The sequence below is a fragment of the Erythrobacter sp. SG61-1L genome, from assembly GCF_001305965.1.
Taxonomy (GTDB): Bacteria; Pseudomonadota; Alphaproteobacteria; order Sphingomonadales; family Sphingomonadaceae; genus Andeanibacterium.
Window position 1 is genome coordinate 1,567,391 of the sequence record NZ_JXQC01000003.1, and the last position, 15,660, is coordinate 1,583,050.

Genomic DNA, 15,660 nt, shown 5'->3' on the forward strand with positions numbered 1-15,660 from the left:
CGGCGCGGTTTGTGCAACCGCATAAGGACAGAGTCAACTTGGCGCGCGAGTTTTCCTGCCGTTGTCAGGCCGAGGCGCAGGAATCAGGCGCTCCGCTCATACCCGCCTGGCAGATTTCCCACAGGGCGAGAATGATCTGGCGCACGTCATTGTCCACCAGCTTGTAATAGCGGGTCTGCGCATCGGGCCGCACAGTCACCAGCCCCATATCACGGAACTTCGCCAGATGCTGGGAAACGGCGGATTGGGACATGCCGGTCAGCTCTACCAACTCGCCCACCGTCACTTCCTCGTCCGACATGCGGCAGAGCATCAACAGCCGGTCCGGATGCGAGAGAATCCGCAGCCGGTTGGCCATTGCCTCAGAATTTTCGCGCAACAGGTCCAAAGGCATCAGAGTCTTCATTCGTCTCCGGTGGCAGGCAACCCGTCATCGCGCAAGACGATATAGATGGCGGGAATGACCAGCACCGTGAGAGCGGTGGAGGAAGCAAGGCCGAAGAGCAGCGAAATCGCCAGCCCCTGGAAGATCGGATCGGTCAGAATTACAGCCGCACCGATCATGGCCGCTGCGGCGGTTAGCGCGATCGGCTTGAACCGGATGGTCCCGGCTTCCAGCAAGGTATCGCGCAGCGATTTCCCGGGCGCCCGGGCATGGCGGATGAAGTCCACCAGCAGGATGGAATTGCGCACGATGATCCCGGCAAGCGCGATGAAGCCGATCATGCTGGTGGCGGTGAACGGCGCGCCGAACAGCATGTGGCCAATCACGATCCCGATCAGGGTCAGCGGAATGGGCGTAAGGATCACCAGCGGGATCTTGAAGTTCCCGAACTGCGCCACAACCAGCACATAGATGCCCAGCAGGGCCACCATGAAGGCAGCGCCCATATCGCGGAAAGTCACCCAGGTGATTTCCCATTCACCGTCCCACAGCAGGGTCGGTTGGCGCTCATCTTCAGGCTGCCCGTTAAGCGAGATTTCCGGCTTGGGCAGACCGGCCTTGGCCCAGTCGAAATCGTTAATTGCCTGATCGACTGCCAGCATTCCGTAGATCGGCGCCTCGTAACGGCCGGCCAGTTCGGCCTGCACCATCGCCGCCCCGCGTCCGTCGCGGCGGAACACGGCAGGCTCGCCCCGCTCCATCCGCGCATCGACCAGTTCGCCCAGCCGGATCAGCTGCGGTGCGCCTGCGGCCGTTGTCACCGCGACCGGGGTTGCGGCAAGGCTGGCAGACCATGCCCGCTCCGACTGGTCCAGCGAGACCTGGATCGGCAGCGGATCGCGTCCCATGCCCTGCGGCGCGTAACCGACGATCTGATTGCCCATCAACGCGCCGATGGAATCGAACAGCTGGCGTTCCGACAGGCCATAATGGTCCAGCCGCGAACGGTCAGGCACCAGCCGCAATTGCGGGCGCCCGTCCCCGAAGCTGTTATCGACATCGACGATGAAGGGCACTTCCTTGAATATCTTCTCCACCTGCAGGGCAACAGCGCGGCGAGTGCCTTCGTCCGGCCCGTAGATTTCGGCCAGCAGGGTAGCGAGTACCGGCGGCCCCGGCGGGGTTTCGACCACCTTGATCGAACCGCCAGCGGGCAGAACAATCCCGGAGAGCTTTTCACGCATGTCCACGGCGATGGCATGGCTGGCGCGCGAGCGGTCACCCTTGGGCAGCAGGGTGACCATCAGATCGCCCATCTCCGGCCGGGCGCGCAGGAAATAGTGCCGCACGAGCCCGTTGAAATTGAACGGCGCGGAGGAACCGGCATAGGCCTCCATCGAGGTGACCTCGGGAACGCTGCGCGCGACGGCGGCAGCCTGATCGAGCACGCGGGCCGTCGCCTCGAGGCTCGTGCCTTCCGGCATGTCGACGACAAGCTGGATCTCCGACTTGTTGTCGAAGGGCAGCAGCTTCACCGTTACCGCCTTGAAGTAGAACATCGAACAGGCGACCAGAGTTGCGACACCCACGCCGATCAGGAAATTGCGCGCGCTTTTGCGGTCGCGGATAACGCGGCGGGCAACGCGGGCGTAATATTGGCCCAGCTTGCCGCCCTGTTCGTCATGGCCATGCGCCAGTGTTTCGCGGGCGAAACGGATCATCAGCCATGGCGCAATGATCACCGCAACGAAGAAGCTGAAGATCATTGCGGCAGAGGCGTTGATCGGGATCGGCGCCATGTAAGGCCCCATCAGCCCCGAAACGAACAGCATCGGCAGCAGAGCCGCAACCACGGTCATGGTCGCGACGATGGTGGGGTTGCCTACTTCGGCAACAGCCTCAACCGCGGCCTGAATGCGCGTGCGATCATCGTTCATCGCCCAGTGGCGGGCGATATTCTCGATCATCACGATGGCATCGTCGACGAGGATGCCGATCGAGAAGATCAGTGCGAACAGGCTCACACGGTTGATCGTGAAGCCCATGATGTTCGAGGCGAACATGGTGAGCAGGATCGTGGTGGGAATGACGATGGCCGTCACGCCCGCCTCACGCCAGCCAATGGCAAAACCGATCAGCACCACGATGGAAACGGTGGCGAGCGCGAGGTGGAACAGCAGTTCGTTCGCCTTTTCATTCGCCGTCTCGCCGTAATTGCGAGTCACCGCAACATCGAGCGAAGTGGGAATGAGCGTGCCCTCAAGGCTTTCGATCCGGTCCACCACCGCTTCCGAAACTGTCACGGCATTGGCGCCGGCGCGCTTGGCAATGGCGATGCTGACGGCGGGAGTGCGTGCCCATTTCGCGCCCTCTTCCTCGCCCTTGGCCCAGCGCCAGACCATCTGCTGATCCTGCGTGGGGGCCTCGGTCACGGTGGCGACGTCGCGCATGTAGACAGGCGATCCGTCCACTGCGCGCACCTGCAAATTGCCGACTTCATCGGCGCCAGAGAGCGTGCGCCCGGCCACGACGTCCGCAGCCTGCCCCGCTTCGCGCACACTGCCCGCCGGGAAGGCACGATTGGCCTGGCTGGCCGCCTCGATCAGATTGCCGAGCGGCACCTGATGGAGTTGCAGCTTCGCAGGATCGGGCGCGATCCGCACGGCCTGTCGCTGACCGCCGGTAATGAAGGTAAGGCCGACATCAGGCACCTTGGCGACTTCGGTCCGCAGCCTGCCGGCCAGTTCGCCCAAAGCCTGTTCGTTCCAGGCGCCGGGTGCACCCGGTTTGGGAGAGAGGGTAAGGACGACAATCGGAACGTCATTGATCCCGCGCACCGTCACCTGCGGTGCGGGAACCCCCACAGGGATGCGGTCCATATTTGCGTTGAGCTTCTCGTCGATGCGGGTCGCGGCATCTTCCGGATCGGAGCCGACAATGAACCGCGCCGTCACCATCACGCCATTGTCTTCGGCCTGGGTGTAGACATGCTCCACCCCATCCACGCTCTTGACGATGGTCTCCAGCGGCTTGGCCACCACTTCCACCGCATCGCTGGCCGAAAGGCCCGGCGCGGCAACGCGGATGTCCACCATGGGGACGGAAATCTGCGGTTCTTCCTCGCGCGGGATCGTCAGTGTGGCGATCACGCCCACCAGGATCGCGGCGAGCAGCAGCAACGGAGTAAGCGGCGACTGGATCGTCGCCCGGGTCAGCCGCCCGGATATGCCAAGGCTCATTTCGCGGCCTGCTTAACGATAGTGTCACCAGCGGAAAGGCCGGAAAGCACTTCCACCTTGCCCTTCTCGGTCGAAGGGGCGGTCTGGACCGGCACGCTGGCCGCACTGCCATCCTTGCCCACGGCCCAGACAGTATCGAGGCCATAGGCCGTGGTAACGTAATCCGCAGGGACGAGCAGCGCCTTGCGGCTGCCTGCCTCTACCTTCGCGGAAATGCGCCTGCCGATCAGCGAGCCATCCAGCCCGGCAATCTCCACATCGGCGCGCACCTGCCCGCCCATGACGGAAGGATAGAGCTTCACGATAGTGCCGGTCACATCCGCCGCGCCCGGCATCTGGGCCAGAACACGCGAACCGGGATGGACCTGTGCGGCGAGCGATTCCGGCAGTTCGAGCTTCAGCACCGTTGCCCCTGCGGTAATGACCGCAATCGGCATACCCGGCGCCACGGGCGAACCGGCAGGCACATCGGCCATGAGCACCCGGCCCGAAGCTGGCGCGACGACCGCGCCCTGCCCTGCCACTGCATTGACGGCGCCCTGCTGCTGGCGGGCGGCATTGACCTGCGCCTGCGCCGCATCGGCGGAGGCCTTGGCCTGATCCAGCCGCGCCTTAGCATAGACGCCATTGTCGAAGAGGAACTGGACACGCTCCAGCTCAGCCTTGGCGGCGGCGGCCTGTGCCTGTGCGGCAGCGGCCTGCGCGCCATAGGCGCCCGCCTGATAGCCTAGCTGGCTGTCGACGATGCGCCCGATCACCTGCCCCTTGCGGACAAGATCGCCTTCCTTGACAGAGAGCGAGGTGAGGATGCCGGGAATACGGGCGAGAACCTGTGCCTGATCCACGGTAGAGATTTCCGCACTCACATCTTTCCAGTCGCCAGTCTCGGCAAGCTGGACAGTGAAGCGCTCTCCGGTGGCCTTCTGGACCTGGGCTGGCTCGCTCTCGCTGCTGCCGCAACCCGCCAGAGGCAGCGCCAGCGGCAGCAACGCCGCCGCAATACCCAGACGCAGATGTGTCTTCCCGATCATCGTCCGGCCCCCTCGCCGCTTGTCTTAGCGTTCTACCGGCAGGCCAGCCTGCGCCCAGGCACCGAAGCCACCCGCAAGATGGGTATCCACCGCAGATTGGGCCACGCCGCATTGATCGAGCGCAATGCCGGAACGCTTGCCGCCAAGGCAGTTTAGCACGAGAATCTTGCCCTGCGACTCGGGAAGCTTGTTGGGCGAAAAGCTGGAGAGCGGCATGTTGAGCGCCCCTGGAATGTGCCCCTGCTGGAATTCGTCAGGTTCGCGCACGTCAACGACCTGCACTTCGCCGCGATCCAGCATGGCCTTCAGCTCTGCTGCGGTCAGTTCCTTGTGCTTGGGTTTGCCGAACAGGCCCATGATTCGAATCCTTTCCGATTAAATTATGGATTGCTTATATGCAGTATTTGTTATATTAGCAAGCCCGTAAAGGGAGAAGCGTTGATGTCTGACCAACCCCAAATCGTCGTCCTCGGAGCGGGACTTGGCGGAACGATTGCCGCCTATGAAATCCGGCAGGCTCTTGGAAAATCCGCCAGCATTACCGTGCTGAACAAGGGCGAGGATTACTGGTTCGTCCCGTCCAATCCCTGGGTTGCCGTCGGCTGGCGCGAGCCTGAGTCGATTCGGGTCCATCTCCCTCCCGTGATGGAAAAGCATGGCATCGGCTTCAATTCGGTGGGCGCCGCCAAGGTTCACCCCAAGGAAAACCGGGTCGAGCTGCTCGACGGCTCTTCGGTTTCCTATGACTATCTGGTTATCGCCACCGGGCCGGAACTGGCCTTTGACGAAATCCCCGGCTTTGGCCCCAATGGCCATACGCAAAGCATCTGCGTGACCGACCATGCCAAGGCCGCTCACGCGAAATTCGAGGAACTCTGCGCCAATCCCCGGCCCATCGTGGTCGGCGCCGTTCAGGGCGCCAGCTGCTATGGCCCCGCCTACGAAATGGCGATGATCCTCGATACGGAACTCAAGCGCCGCAAGATCCGCGACCGCGTGCCGATGACATTCGTGACGCCGGAACCCTATGTCGGCCATCTCGGCCTTGACGGGGTGGGCGACACCAAGGGCCTGCTCGAAAGCGAAATGCGCGACCGCCACATCAAGTGGATCACGAATGCCAAGGTCACTTCGGTGGAAGACGGCAAGGTCCATGTCGAGGAAGTCAATGATGACGGCTCCCTCAAGAAGACCCACGATCTCGATTTCGGCTGGGCCATGATGCTCCCCGCATTCCGCGGCGTGGAAGCCGTGATGGGCATCGAAGGGCTTTCCAACCCGCGCGGCTTCATCATCACCGACAAGCACCAGCGCAACACCGCCTATCCCAACATCTTCGGCCTTGGCGTGTGCATCGCGATCCCGCCCGTCGGCCCCACTCCCCTGCCTGTAGGCGTGCCCAAGACCGGCTTCATGATCGAAAGCATGGTCACCGCCATTGCCCAGAACCTGAAGGAAATCCTTGCCGGGCAGGAACCGACCCACGAGGCGACCTGGAACGCGATCTGCCTGGCCGATTTCGGCAATGGCGGCGTGGCCTTCGTCGCCAAACCGCAGATCCCGCCGCGCAACGTCAACTGGGCGAGCGAGGGCAAGTGGGTTCACTTGGCCAAGATCGGCTTCGAGAAATACTTCCTGCACAAGGTCCGCAGCGGCGAGAGCGAGCCGTTCTACGAAAAGCTCGCCCTGCATGTGCTGGGCGTGAAGAAGCTGCGTTTCAACTGAGATAACAGGAGGATATGCCATGAACCTCGATCGTTCCGTCCTCGCTTTCGCAGGCATTGTGGTGCTGCTCAGTTCCATTCTTTCGGTCACCGTTCATCCCTACTGGATCGCGCTGACGATCTTTGCCGGGCTGAACATGCTGCAGGCCAGCTTCACCGGCTTCTGCCCGGCAGCGATGATCTTCAAGAAGCTGGGCGTGCGCAGCGGCACGGCCTTCAACTGAACCTCCGAACGGGGCGCGCCATGAAATTCCGCCATCTCGTCCTTCTGGGCACCGGACTGGGTCTACTCCCCCTTTCCCCCCCGGCCGGTGCCCAGTCCCTCGACGAAGTGACCGCGATCGCGCTGGAGCATTCCCCCGCGATTGCCGGGGCGGATGCGCGCGCCGAGGCGGCGGCGGCCCAGCTCGATTATGCCAAGGCGCAGAACCTGCCGGACCTCAATGCACAGGGCCAGATCGGCTTCGGCCGGATCGACCCGCAGGGCTTCTTCGGCCTTTCCGCCGACGATGTGACCCCGCGCACGGCGCAGGTGACGGCCGAAATGCCGCTGCTGACATTCGGGCGCACTGGCGGCGGGATCGACGCGGCGCGCGGCGGTTCGAAGGCGGCCGAACTGATGGCCCGTCAGGCCCGGCTCAATTTGCGGGTGGAAGTGGCTGCCGCCTATGCGGAGGCCATTTCGGCCAAGCGCCTGCTGGGCAGCTATGATCTGCTGCGCCTGTCGCTGGCCGAAGTGGTCCGCCAATCCGAACTCAAGTTCAAGGTCGGCGCGGCGACCTCTACCGATCTGGCCCAGGCCAAGGCCCGGCTGGCGGAGGCCGATGCCGGTTATGCCGCCGCCGATGGTCGCCTGAAGGCCGCCATGGCAGGCCTGCGGACGCTGACCGGCCTCGATGCCGTGACGCTCGACGAAACGCTCCCTGCCCCGCCGCAGGTGCCTGCGACGCGCGAAGAGGCCATGGCGATGGCTCTGGCGGGCAATCCGCAACTGCTCGCCGCCGGGAAGGCCGTCGAAGCTGCGGAAGGCAAGCACCGCATGGCCAAGGGCGATACGCTGCCGATGGTGGGTGCCTATGCCGAAGCGGCCAGCGTGAGGGACCAGTTCTTCCCCGGCTATGCCGCCGATTCCTATTCCGCTGGCCTTCGGGTGAAGTGGAACTTCTTCTCTTCCGGCCGCAACGGCGCCAAGGCGCGCGCTGCCGGATCGGAAGCCGATGCCGCCCAGGCCGATTACGACATGGCCCGCCTGCGCACCGAGCAGGCCGCGATTACCGCGCATGACGGCTATGAAACCGCAAAGCTGATGCTGACGGCCGCCGAAGCGCGGCAGGCCGCCGCGAAAGAGGCTTTGCGCGGAACCAAGCTTGAAGTCGAAGCCGGAGCCAAGCCACAGCTTGCCCTGCTCGACGCCCAGCGCGAAGCGATCGAAGCCGAAGCCGCCCTGTCGGGCGCGCAGGGCCGCGTGATCGCTTCGGCATATCAGTTGCGAGCCGTCGCCGGCATGGAGTGACCCCGGCTCTCCCCCCCTTGTGCGGGGTTGCCGGCCGGCGGCGGTTCGCTTGGTTTCCTGCCCTGTGATTACGGGCCTGAAGTGCCACCCTCGTGTTACACAGAACGACCTGTGAAAGGTCATGTGTAACACCCCCTGTAAGCCGCAGTTTCAAGACGTTTTCCGGCCGTGAGTGCGCGCGGAAGTGTGACTTTCCATTTCGGGTTTTCGTGCAGGCCGATCCGGGTTCGGCGCGCTTGCGCGAGGCGGCTTGCGAGGCGCAGAGAAAGGCTGGGGCACAGCGGTTCATCGCGCAGGATAAACGCTATTTGGGGTGCTGTAGGAAAGTGTTTTTCAGAACCACCTACTCTTCGTCATTCCCGCGAAGGCGGGAACCCAGTTCAACGGTTGCTGCTGGGTTCCCGCCTTCGCGGGAATGACGAATCTAAGATACGCCGCGCAATGACGAGGAACTCAAACCTTCAGCCACAGCCTGATACCATAGGCCACCGCCCCCAGCACCGTGACGCTACCGACCCACAGCGCCGCCATCCACAGGAGGCGGCGCCAGAGGGGGGCGTCATCGGCGTCCAGATGCGGGGCCTGCCCCATCAGTGATACCCCTCGCTGCCTACCTTCCCGCGGAAGACCCAATAGGCCCAGCCGGTATAGGCAATGATCAGCGGCATGGTCAGACCCACGCCGATCAGCATGAAGACCTGGCTGCGCGGCGGTGCTGCGGCATCCCAGATGGTCACGGCATCGGGCACCACGAAGGGCCACATGGAAACGCCCAGCCCCGCCATGCCGAGCAGGAACAGGCCCAGCGACAGCAGGAAGGGCGCCGCCTGCCACTGCTTCTTCAGGCCCCACAGCAGGAAGCCCGCAATGATTGCCGTCAGCAGCGGCACCTGCGCCGCGAACAGCACATTGGGCATGGCGAACCAGCGTTCCCAATATTGCGTGTCGAGCAGCGGGGTATAGAGGCTGACCGCGCCGAGCAGGGCCAGCGTGGCAAGGGTTGCGCGCAGTGCCAGCCTGTAGGCATGGGCCTGCGTGCTGCCTTCCGTCTTCCACACCAGCCAGGTCGAGCCGAGCAGTGCATAGCCCGCAACGGTGCCGAGGCCGGTCAGCAGGGTATAAGGCGTAAGCCAGTCCCACCAGCTGCCCGCATAGGCGCGGCCATCCACGTCGATCCCCTGCAGGATCGCGCCCAGGATCATGCCCTGCGAAAGCGCGGCGACCAGCGAACCGCCGCTGAAGGCCATGTCCCAGAACGGCCGATGGCCCGGATCGCGCCAGCGGAATTCAAAGGCCACGCCCCGGAACACGAGCCCCAGCAGCATGGCGATGATCAGCGGATAGGTCGCCGGAAGAATGATGGCATAGGCCAGCGGGAAGGCAGCAAACAGCCCGCCCCCGCCCAGCACCAGCCAGGTCTCGTTACCGTCCCACACGGGCGCGATGGAGTTCATGGCCTGATCGCGTTCCTCGCCCACCTTGAAGCTGGGGAAGAGGATGCCGATGCCCAGATCGAACCCGTCCATCACGACATAGGCGAAGACGGCGAAGGCGATGATGAAGGCCCAGATGGCGGTGAGGTCCACGCTCATTCTCCGTCCTCCTTCGCGGGCTGCTCGATGATCGGGCCGCCTACGGCCCGCGCCGGTCCGGGCGTGATGCCCGCCGTGCGGATCGGGCCCTTCTCCGTCCGCCGCACACCCGGTTCATGCACCTTGGGCGCACCATGCATCAGGCGCAGGATATACCATGTGCCCGTGCCGAAGACGGCGAAATAGACCACTACGAAGGCGAGCAGCGATGCCCCCACGGCAGGCGCATCGAGCGGCGAGGCGGAATCCGCCGTCCGCAACAGGCCATAGACCGTATAGGGCTGGCGGCCGATTTCCGTGACCATCCAGCCCGCGATCACCGCGACAAAGCCAGAAGGCGCCATCAGGATCGCGGCCCGGTGCAGCAAGGGCCAGTCATAGAGCGACTTCTTCCAGCGCGCGACGAGGCTCCACAGGCCCAGCCCGAGCATGGCAAAGCCCAGCCCCACCATGACGCGGAACGCCCAGAAAACGGGGCCGACCGGCGGGTGATTTTCCGGCGGAATAGTGTCCAGCCCGGCCAGCGGCGCATTGGGATCGTGCTTGAGGATCAGCGAGGACGCCTTGGGAATCTCGATCGCATAATCGACGCGCTGTTCCTTGCTGTTGGGAATACCCGCCACGATGAAGGGCGCGCCGTCCGGGTGGCTCTGATAATGGCCTTCCATCGCCATGACCTTGGCCGGCTGATGCTCCATCGTGTTCAGCCCGTGCATGTCACCGGCGAAAATCTGCACCGGAGCGACCAGCGCCGCCATCCACATTGCCATGGAGAACATCTTGCGCGCGTGCTGGTTGGTCTTGTCCTTCAGCAGGTGCCAGGCCCCCACCCCGCCGACCACGAAGGCAGTGGTGAGATAGGCGGCGATCACCGTGTGGACGAGACGATAGGGGAAGCTGGCGGTGAAGACGATGTCCAGCCAGCTCGGCCCCGGCAGGAACTGCCCGTTCGCGCCCATTTCGAACCCGGCGGGCGTCTGCATCCAGCTGTTCACGCTGAGAATCCAGAAGGCCGAAACCGCCGTGCCGCCGGCCACCATCAAGGTGGCGATGAAGTGAAGCTTCTTGCCCACGCGTTCCAGCCCGAACAGCATCACGCCAAGGAAGCCTGCCTCAAGGAAGAAGGCCGTCAGCACTTCATAGGCGAGCAGCGGGCCGATGACGGGGCCGGCCTTGTCGGAGAATTCGGCCCAGTTGGTGCCGAACTGGTAGGACATGACGATGCCGGAGACGACGCCCATGGCGAAAGCCACGGCGAAGATCTTCAGCCAATATTTGAACAGGTCGAGATAGATGCCCTTGCCCGTCTTGAGCCACAGCCCTTCGAGCACTGCGAGATAGCTTGCCAGCCCGATCGAGAAGGCGGGGAAGATGAAATGGAAGCTCACCGTGAATGCAAATTGCACTCGTGCAAGCAACAGCGCGTCTGCCTGATCGAACATGGATCACTTACTCCCGGCCGCGGCCTGTTCGTTGCGCCAGCGGTAATAGGTTTTCTCCGAAATGCCGAAGACCCGGCAGCTTTCGGTAACTCCTCTACCCTCGGCGATCATCCGCCCGATGGAGCGGCATTTTCGGTCCTTGTCAGCGATCGCGGCCATAGCAGATAAGCCCTTTCTCTTCCTATGGTTTGGCGCATGATTATCCCGCAAGCGCGATTGCGCTGCGTGCAAGCATGTAGAGGGCGACAGCCATGATCAGCCCCGAAAACAGGGTGTTGAGGCGGCCCTTCTGCGCCGAAAGGCGGCGCGAGGCGGCAGTGCCGGCAAAGCTGCCCACTACGCCGCCTGCAATGAACACGCCTGCCAGCGGCCAGTCGACCAGGCCGGAAAAGGCATAGGACGCAGCCGTGGCAACACCGAAGGCGGTGACGGCCACCAGCGAAGTGCCGACCGCGCGATAGATCGCCATGGATGTGGAGGCGACCAGGGCCGGAACGATCAGGAACCCGCCCCCGATCCCGAAGAAGCCGGATAGCGCGCCAGTGCCGAAGCCATAGGACAGGACCTTGCCCATATTGTCGCGATTGCAGGCGACGTTTTCCGGCCCTTCCCCGCTGCGGCCGCGATACATGGCAATGGCCACCACGATCATCAGCAGGGCGAACAGGAACAGCAGCTTCTGCCCGTCCACTGCCTTGCCCAGGGTTGACCCGGCCAGCGCGCCCAGCACGCCCGCCGTGGCGAAGGTGCCGCCGCAGCGCCAGTTGACGTTATGGTTGCGGGCATGGTTCGCAAGGCCGGCCAGCGCATTGGCGGCCACTGCCAGCGCGCTGGTGCCGATGGCGACATGCGGGCTCTTCACCCCCACGACATAGACCATCAGCGGGACCGCCAGGATCGACCCGCCCCCGCCGACAAGGCCAAGGGTAAAGCCCACCGCCACGCCGCTGAAAGCAGCGAGGATATAATGGAGCTGGTCGATCATGATCCGCCCTCCCCTGTCAGATCGCGTTGATCGGGATCTTGATATAGCTGACGCCGTTATCCTCAGGCTCGGGCATGTGGCCGCCGCGGATGTTCACCTGCACCGAAGGCAGGATCAGCCGCGGCACAGCCAGCGTCGCGTCGCGTTTGGTGCGCATGGCCACAAACTCGTCCTCGCTGACGCCGTCATGCACATGGACATTGCCGTCCCGTTCCGCACCCACGGTGGTCTCCCACGCATAGGTATCGCGCCCCGGCGCCTTGTAATCATGGCACATGAACAGCCGCGTCTCGCGCGGGAGGGTCAGCAACCGCCGGATCGAGCGGAACAGCCGCGCGGCATCCCCGCCGGGAAAGTCCGCCCGCGCCGTGCCGTAATCGGGCATGAACAGCGTGTCGCCTGCAAAGCCGGCATCGCCGATGATATAGGCCATGTCCGCCGGGGTGTGACCGGGCACGTGCAGCACGATCCCTTCCAGATTGCCGAGACGGAATGTCTCGCCATCCTTGAACAGATGATCGAATTGCGAACCGTCGCGCGCGAATTCGGTGCCTTCGTTGAACAGCTTGCCGAACACGCCCTGCACGGTGACGATATGTTCGCCAATGGCCAGCTTCCCGCCCAGCTTCTCCTGCAGATAGGGCGCGGCCGAAAGGTGGTCGGCATGGGCATGGGTCTCGATCAGCCAGGTGACCGAAAGGCCCTGCGCCTGCACATAATCGACGATCCGGTCCGCAGAGCCGTAGGACGTGCGCCCGGCATCGGGATCGTAATCCAGCACCGAGTCGATCACGGCCGCTTCCAAAGTGGCCGGATCGTGGATCACATAGGATACGGTATAGGTCGGCTGATCGAAGAATGCCTGCACAACCGGGCGCAACGCCGGGTTCCCCAGCGCGCGAGCCACCTGTGCGGATGCGGCTTCCAGCGGGCGATCGATTTGCGGGGCATTTGCAGTCATGGAATCTCTCCTGCTAAACATTAGTTAGTTCTAATGTTCTAATTCGTCAAGAACAGATCTCGCCCCTTCCCCACCCGCGCTCGCGGCGATAGCGTGGGGGAAAGACAAACCTGTTGCGAGAGGAAACCATGCCTGCCCCGACCGTGAAGCTCAGCTTCTTCAAGCTCAACGTGCCCGACATGGACGCGGCGCTCGCCTTCTATCGCGGGGTGTTCGGTTTCGAGATCACTCAGACCTTCGACGAGGATGCGTTCCTGGAACACATCATGGCGCTGCCCGGCCAGGAAGCCGGCCCGAACCTGCTGCTGGTCGCCTATAAGGACGGGCGCGATGTGTCGGTCGGCCCCGGGCACGGCCCGGTGGGCCTGGTCACCGACGACATCGACGCCCTGTGCGCCAAGGCCGTGGAAGCCGGCGCCAACCCCATCGTGCCTGTGTTCGACATGGGTGCGGTCCGGGTCGGCATCGTGCTCGATCCCTGGGGCCACGAACTGGAATTGCTGCAATTCGGCGCGGGCTGAGCGGCCCGCACCGCCTCAAAACGGCGCGAGATCGAGCGCGATCTTCGTCAGTTCCGGCAGGAAATCCTCATCCTCCAGCCGCAGCGGCCCCGGCCCGTTGATGATCTGGTTGTTGATGACCGAATTGAACACCTGCCCGGCAATCGCCAGCTGGCGGCGCTCACCTGCGTCGAACTGCCGCCCGGCAGCCGCCTCCACGACGTTCAGCGTCATCGCCCCCACCCGTTCACGGAAGGAATGGTAGGTCGCCCAGAACGAGGGATCGGCGGCGGAGCGTTCCAGCGCCGCATGCCAAAGGTTCCGGTTCTCCACGATGCCGCGATAGCCGCGCGCCAGAATATCGGCGTAGATCTCTGCCGGGGAGCCATCGGGCGTAATCTTTTCCCGCCAGCCCAGAGAATCCCGGAAATAGGCGGAAAGCAGCACGTGCAGGAAATCATCCTTGCTGCCGAAACGCTGATAGAACACGCCGACCGAGCGGCCGGCCTTCTGCGCCAGTTCCGCCACCGACAGTTCCGCATAGGTTTTTTCGCGCAGCAGTTGCAGCGCCACCTGAATGAAGCGTTCGGCGGTCTTGCGGCTACGTTCCTGCATCGGGGCGGGCATGTCCCAGTCGCCCGTAGCAACGGGATGCTTGACGCCTAAATGAGAACCCGTATTCATATTGAGAGGATGGCCCCGTTGCGGTTTGCACGCAAGTGGCAATGACTACATCGTGTCCGCGCCCGAAAGGCAAGTGCGGAGCCGAATTTTCGGAGAGGAATTAGGAACATGGCTGAATTCGCGGACCAATCGAACACCGAACGGACCGCGATCACGCGCCGTACAGCCGTGGCCGGCCTGGCCGGGGCGGCGGCGCTGGCCGTGCTGCCCGGCTGTTCCGCACAGAAGGCGGGCGCCAGCGGCAAGCCCAACATCCTGTACATCATGGCCGACGACATGGGCTATGCCGACCTCTCCTGCTATGGCCGCCGCGAATACAAGACTTCGAATATCGACCGGCTGGCGGCGGAAGGCATCCGCTTCACCCACGCCTATGCCAACAGCGCAGTATGCACCGCCACGCGGGTTGGGCTGATCACCGGCCGCTACCAATATCGCATTCCGGTGGGGCTGCAGGAGCCATTGGGACCGGGCGATATCGGCCTGCCGCCGGAACATCCAACCATGCCCTCGCTGCTGCGCAAGGCCGGTTACAAGACCACACTGGTGGGCAAATGGCACATGGGCAATCTGCCCAAATACGGCCCGCTGCAAAGCGGCTATGACGAGTTCTGGGGCCTGCGCGGCGGCGGGGTAGACTATTTCCGCCACGGCTTCGGCGGCCTGAAGGATCTGTGGGACGGAGATACGCCGATCGAGAAGGCCGGCTATATGACCGACCTGCTGGGCGACGCCGCCATCGCCGCGCTGGAGCGGCGGGCGGAAGACAAGCAGCCCTTTTTCATCTCGCTCCACTTCACTGCGCCGCACTGGCCTTGGGAAGCCAATGACGAGGCCGGAAAGGCCGAGGCGGAGCGGATTGCGAAGATTCCGGGCGGCTTCAGCCATTACGATGGCGGCACGATGGACACTTACAAGAAGATGATGCTCTCGCTCGACGAGAATGTGGGCCGGGTGCTCATCCGCCTGAAGCAGCTTGGACTGGACGACAATACAATAGTGGTCTTCACCAGCGACAACGGGGGGGAGCGTTTTTCCGACAACTGGCCCTTCACTGGCCGGAAGACCGAACTGCTGGAAGGCGGGTTGCGTATCCCCGCCATCGTGCGCTGGCCGGGCGTGGCCAAAGCGGGCAGCACCAGCGAGAGCGAGATCATTTCCATGGACTGGCTGCCCACATTCCTTGCCGCGGGCGGCGGGAAGCAAGATCCGGCCTTTCCCAGCGACGGGCGAGATATTCTCCCCGCGATCAGGGGGGAGACCATGCCGGAACGCACGCTGTTCTGGCGCTTCACCAACAAGGGGCAGGAAGCGGCGCTGCGCGGCAGGTGGAAATATCTCAAGATCGCCGGAAACACTTTCCTGTTCGACGTCTTTGCCGATCCGCTGGAGCGCGCAAACCTGAAGGATCGCTATCCCGCGCGGTTCGCGCAATTGCAGAGCGCCTTCGCGGAATGGAACAAGGGCATGTTGTTCGATCCCAACGCCCCCAGTTACGGCTTTACCGGCCAGCAACTGGCCGATCACTTCGGTATGGATAGCTAAGAGCGATCAGGCCCAGCCGTGCGCATTCGGTTTGGCCCCCTGCAAGGGGGCCAGGGGGC

At 63.7% G+C, this 15,660-nt stretch carries 16 protein-coding genes; 5 read left to right on the forward strand and 11 right to left on the reverse strand.

Features of this window, described 5'->3' with window-relative positions; genetic code table 11:
• Positions 1–64: 64 nt before the first annotated feature.
• From SZ64_RS08065 to SZ64_RS08080, 4 genes are read right to left on the reverse strand one after another with little or no spacing between them, the layout of a single operon-like run.
• Entirely contained in the window at positions 65–406 is a 342-nt protein-coding gene (locus tag SZ64_RS08065; protein WP_241773006.1) for a metalloregulator ArsR/SmtB family transcription factor, read from the reverse strand.
• Positions 403–3,624 (reverse strand): efflux RND transporter permease subunit, encoded by a 3,222-nt coding sequence (locus SZ64_RS08070; RefSeq protein ID WP_054530344.1) that lies wholly within the window; start codon positions 3,622–3,624, stop codon positions 403–405. Before SZ64_RS08070 ends, SZ64_RS08065 begins: the two co-directional genes overlap by 4 nt.
• Entirely contained in the window at positions 3,621–4,655 is a 1,035-nt protein-coding gene (locus tag SZ64_RS08075; RefSeq protein ID WP_054530345.1) for an efflux RND transporter periplasmic adaptor subunit, read from the reverse strand. Before SZ64_RS08075 ends, SZ64_RS08070 begins: the two co-directional genes overlap by 4 nt.
• Before the next feature lie 24 nt (positions 4,656–4,679).
• Entirely contained in the window at positions 4,680–5,012 is a 333-nt protein-coding gene (locus tag SZ64_RS08080; RefSeq protein WP_054530346.1) for a rhodanese-like domain-containing protein, read from the reverse strand.
• 84 nt (positions 5,013–5,096) lie between these two features.
• Between SZ64_RS08080 and SZ64_RS08085 the strand changes: the two genes are divergently transcribed.
• Genes SZ64_RS08085 through SZ64_RS08095 form a run of 3 tightly spaced genes read left to right on the forward strand, consistent with a single transcriptional unit; the run spans position 5,097 to position 7,892 of the window.
• A complete protein-coding gene (locus tag SZ64_RS08085) occupies positions 5,097–6,380 on the forward strand; it encodes an FAD/NAD(P)-binding oxidoreductase (RefSeq protein ID WP_054530347.1) in 1,284 nt (427 codons plus the stop codon).
• 19 nt (positions 6,381–6,399) lie between these two features.
• Positions 6,400–6,603 carry a DUF2892 domain-containing protein gene (locus tag SZ64_RS08090; protein ID WP_054530348.1) on the forward strand — a complete coding sequence of 68 codons (204 nt, stop codon included), beginning with the start codon at positions 6,400–6,402 and terminating at the stop codon, positions 6,601–6,603.
• 20 nt (positions 6,604–6,623) lie between these two features.
• Positions 6,624–7,892, forward strand: a complete 1,269-nt coding sequence (locus SZ64_RS08095; protein WP_054530349.1) for a TolC family protein — start codon at positions 6,624–6,626, stop codon at positions 7,890–7,892.
• Between the two features lie 453 nt (positions 7,893–8,345).
• On the opposite strand, the gene SZ64_RS18240 is transcribed toward SZ64_RS08095, so the two are convergent.
• Genes SZ64_RS18240 through SZ64_RS08115 form a run of 6 tightly spaced genes read right to left on the reverse strand, consistent with a single transcriptional unit; the run spans position 8,346 to position 12,872 of the window.
• On the reverse strand, positions 8,346–8,483 hold the full coding sequence (locus SZ64_RS18240; protein ID WP_082384481.1) for a DUF2474 domain-containing protein: 138 nt from the start codon (positions 8,481–8,483) through the stop codon (positions 8,346–8,348).
• The gene (gene cydB, locus SZ64_RS08100; RefSeq protein ID WP_054530350.1) at positions 8,483–9,484 is read right to left on the reverse strand and encodes a cytochrome d ubiquinol oxidase subunit II; all 1,002 of its coding nucleotides are present in this window, start codon (positions 9,482–9,484) and stop codon (positions 8,483–8,485) included. Before cydB ends, SZ64_RS18240 begins: the two co-directional genes overlap by 1 nt.
• Positions 9,481–10,926 (reverse strand): cytochrome ubiquinol oxidase subunit I, encoded by a 1,446-nt coding sequence (locus SZ64_RS08105; RefSeq protein ID WP_054530351.1) that lies wholly within the window; start codon positions 10,924–10,926, stop codon positions 9,481–9,483. Before SZ64_RS08105 ends, cydB begins: the two co-directional genes overlap by 4 nt.
• A 3-nt stretch (positions 10,927–10,929) precedes the next feature.
• A complete protein-coding gene (locus SZ64_RS18560; protein ID WP_156313580.1) occupies positions 10,930–11,085 on the reverse strand; it encodes a helix-turn-helix domain-containing protein in 156 nt (51 codons plus the stop codon).
• A 40-nt stretch (positions 11,086–11,125) separates the two neighbouring features.
• Positions 11,126–11,911 (reverse strand): sulfite exporter TauE/SafE family protein, encoded by a 786-nt coding sequence (locus SZ64_RS08110; RefSeq protein WP_054530352.1) that lies wholly within the window; start codon positions 11,909–11,911, stop codon positions 11,126–11,128.
• A gap of 16 nt (positions 11,912–11,927) precedes the next feature.
• Positions 11,928–12,872 (reverse strand): MBL fold metallo-hydrolase, encoded by a 945-nt coding sequence (locus SZ64_RS08115; protein WP_054530353.1) that lies wholly within the window; start codon positions 12,870–12,872, stop codon positions 11,928–11,930.
• Between the two features lie 128 nt (positions 12,873–13,000).
• Between SZ64_RS08115 and SZ64_RS08120 the strand changes: the two genes are divergently transcribed.
• Positions 13,001–13,393 carry a VOC family protein gene (locus tag SZ64_RS08120; RefSeq protein ID WP_054530354.1) on the forward strand — a complete coding sequence of 131 codons (393 nt, stop codon included), beginning with the start codon at positions 13,001–13,003 and terminating at the stop codon, positions 13,391–13,393.
• A 15-nt stretch (positions 13,394–13,408) separates the two neighbouring features.
• Here SZ64_RS08120 and SZ64_RS08125 read toward each other — a convergent pair whose 3' ends face one another.
• Positions 13,409–14,056: a TetR/AcrR family transcriptional regulator gene (locus SZ64_RS08125; RefSeq protein WP_082384482.1), complete on the reverse strand. Its 648-nt coding sequence runs from the start codon at positions 14,054–14,056 to the stop codon at positions 13,409–13,411.
• Between the two features lie 108 nt (positions 14,057–14,164).
• Between SZ64_RS08125 and SZ64_RS08130 the strand changes: the two genes are divergently transcribed.
• Positions 14,165–15,601: a sulfatase-like hydrolase/transferase gene (locus SZ64_RS08130; protein ID WP_054530356.1), complete on the forward strand. Its 1,437-nt coding sequence runs from the start codon at positions 14,165–14,167 to the stop codon at positions 15,599–15,601.
• The last annotated feature ends 59 nt before the right edge of the window (positions 15,602–15,660 follow it).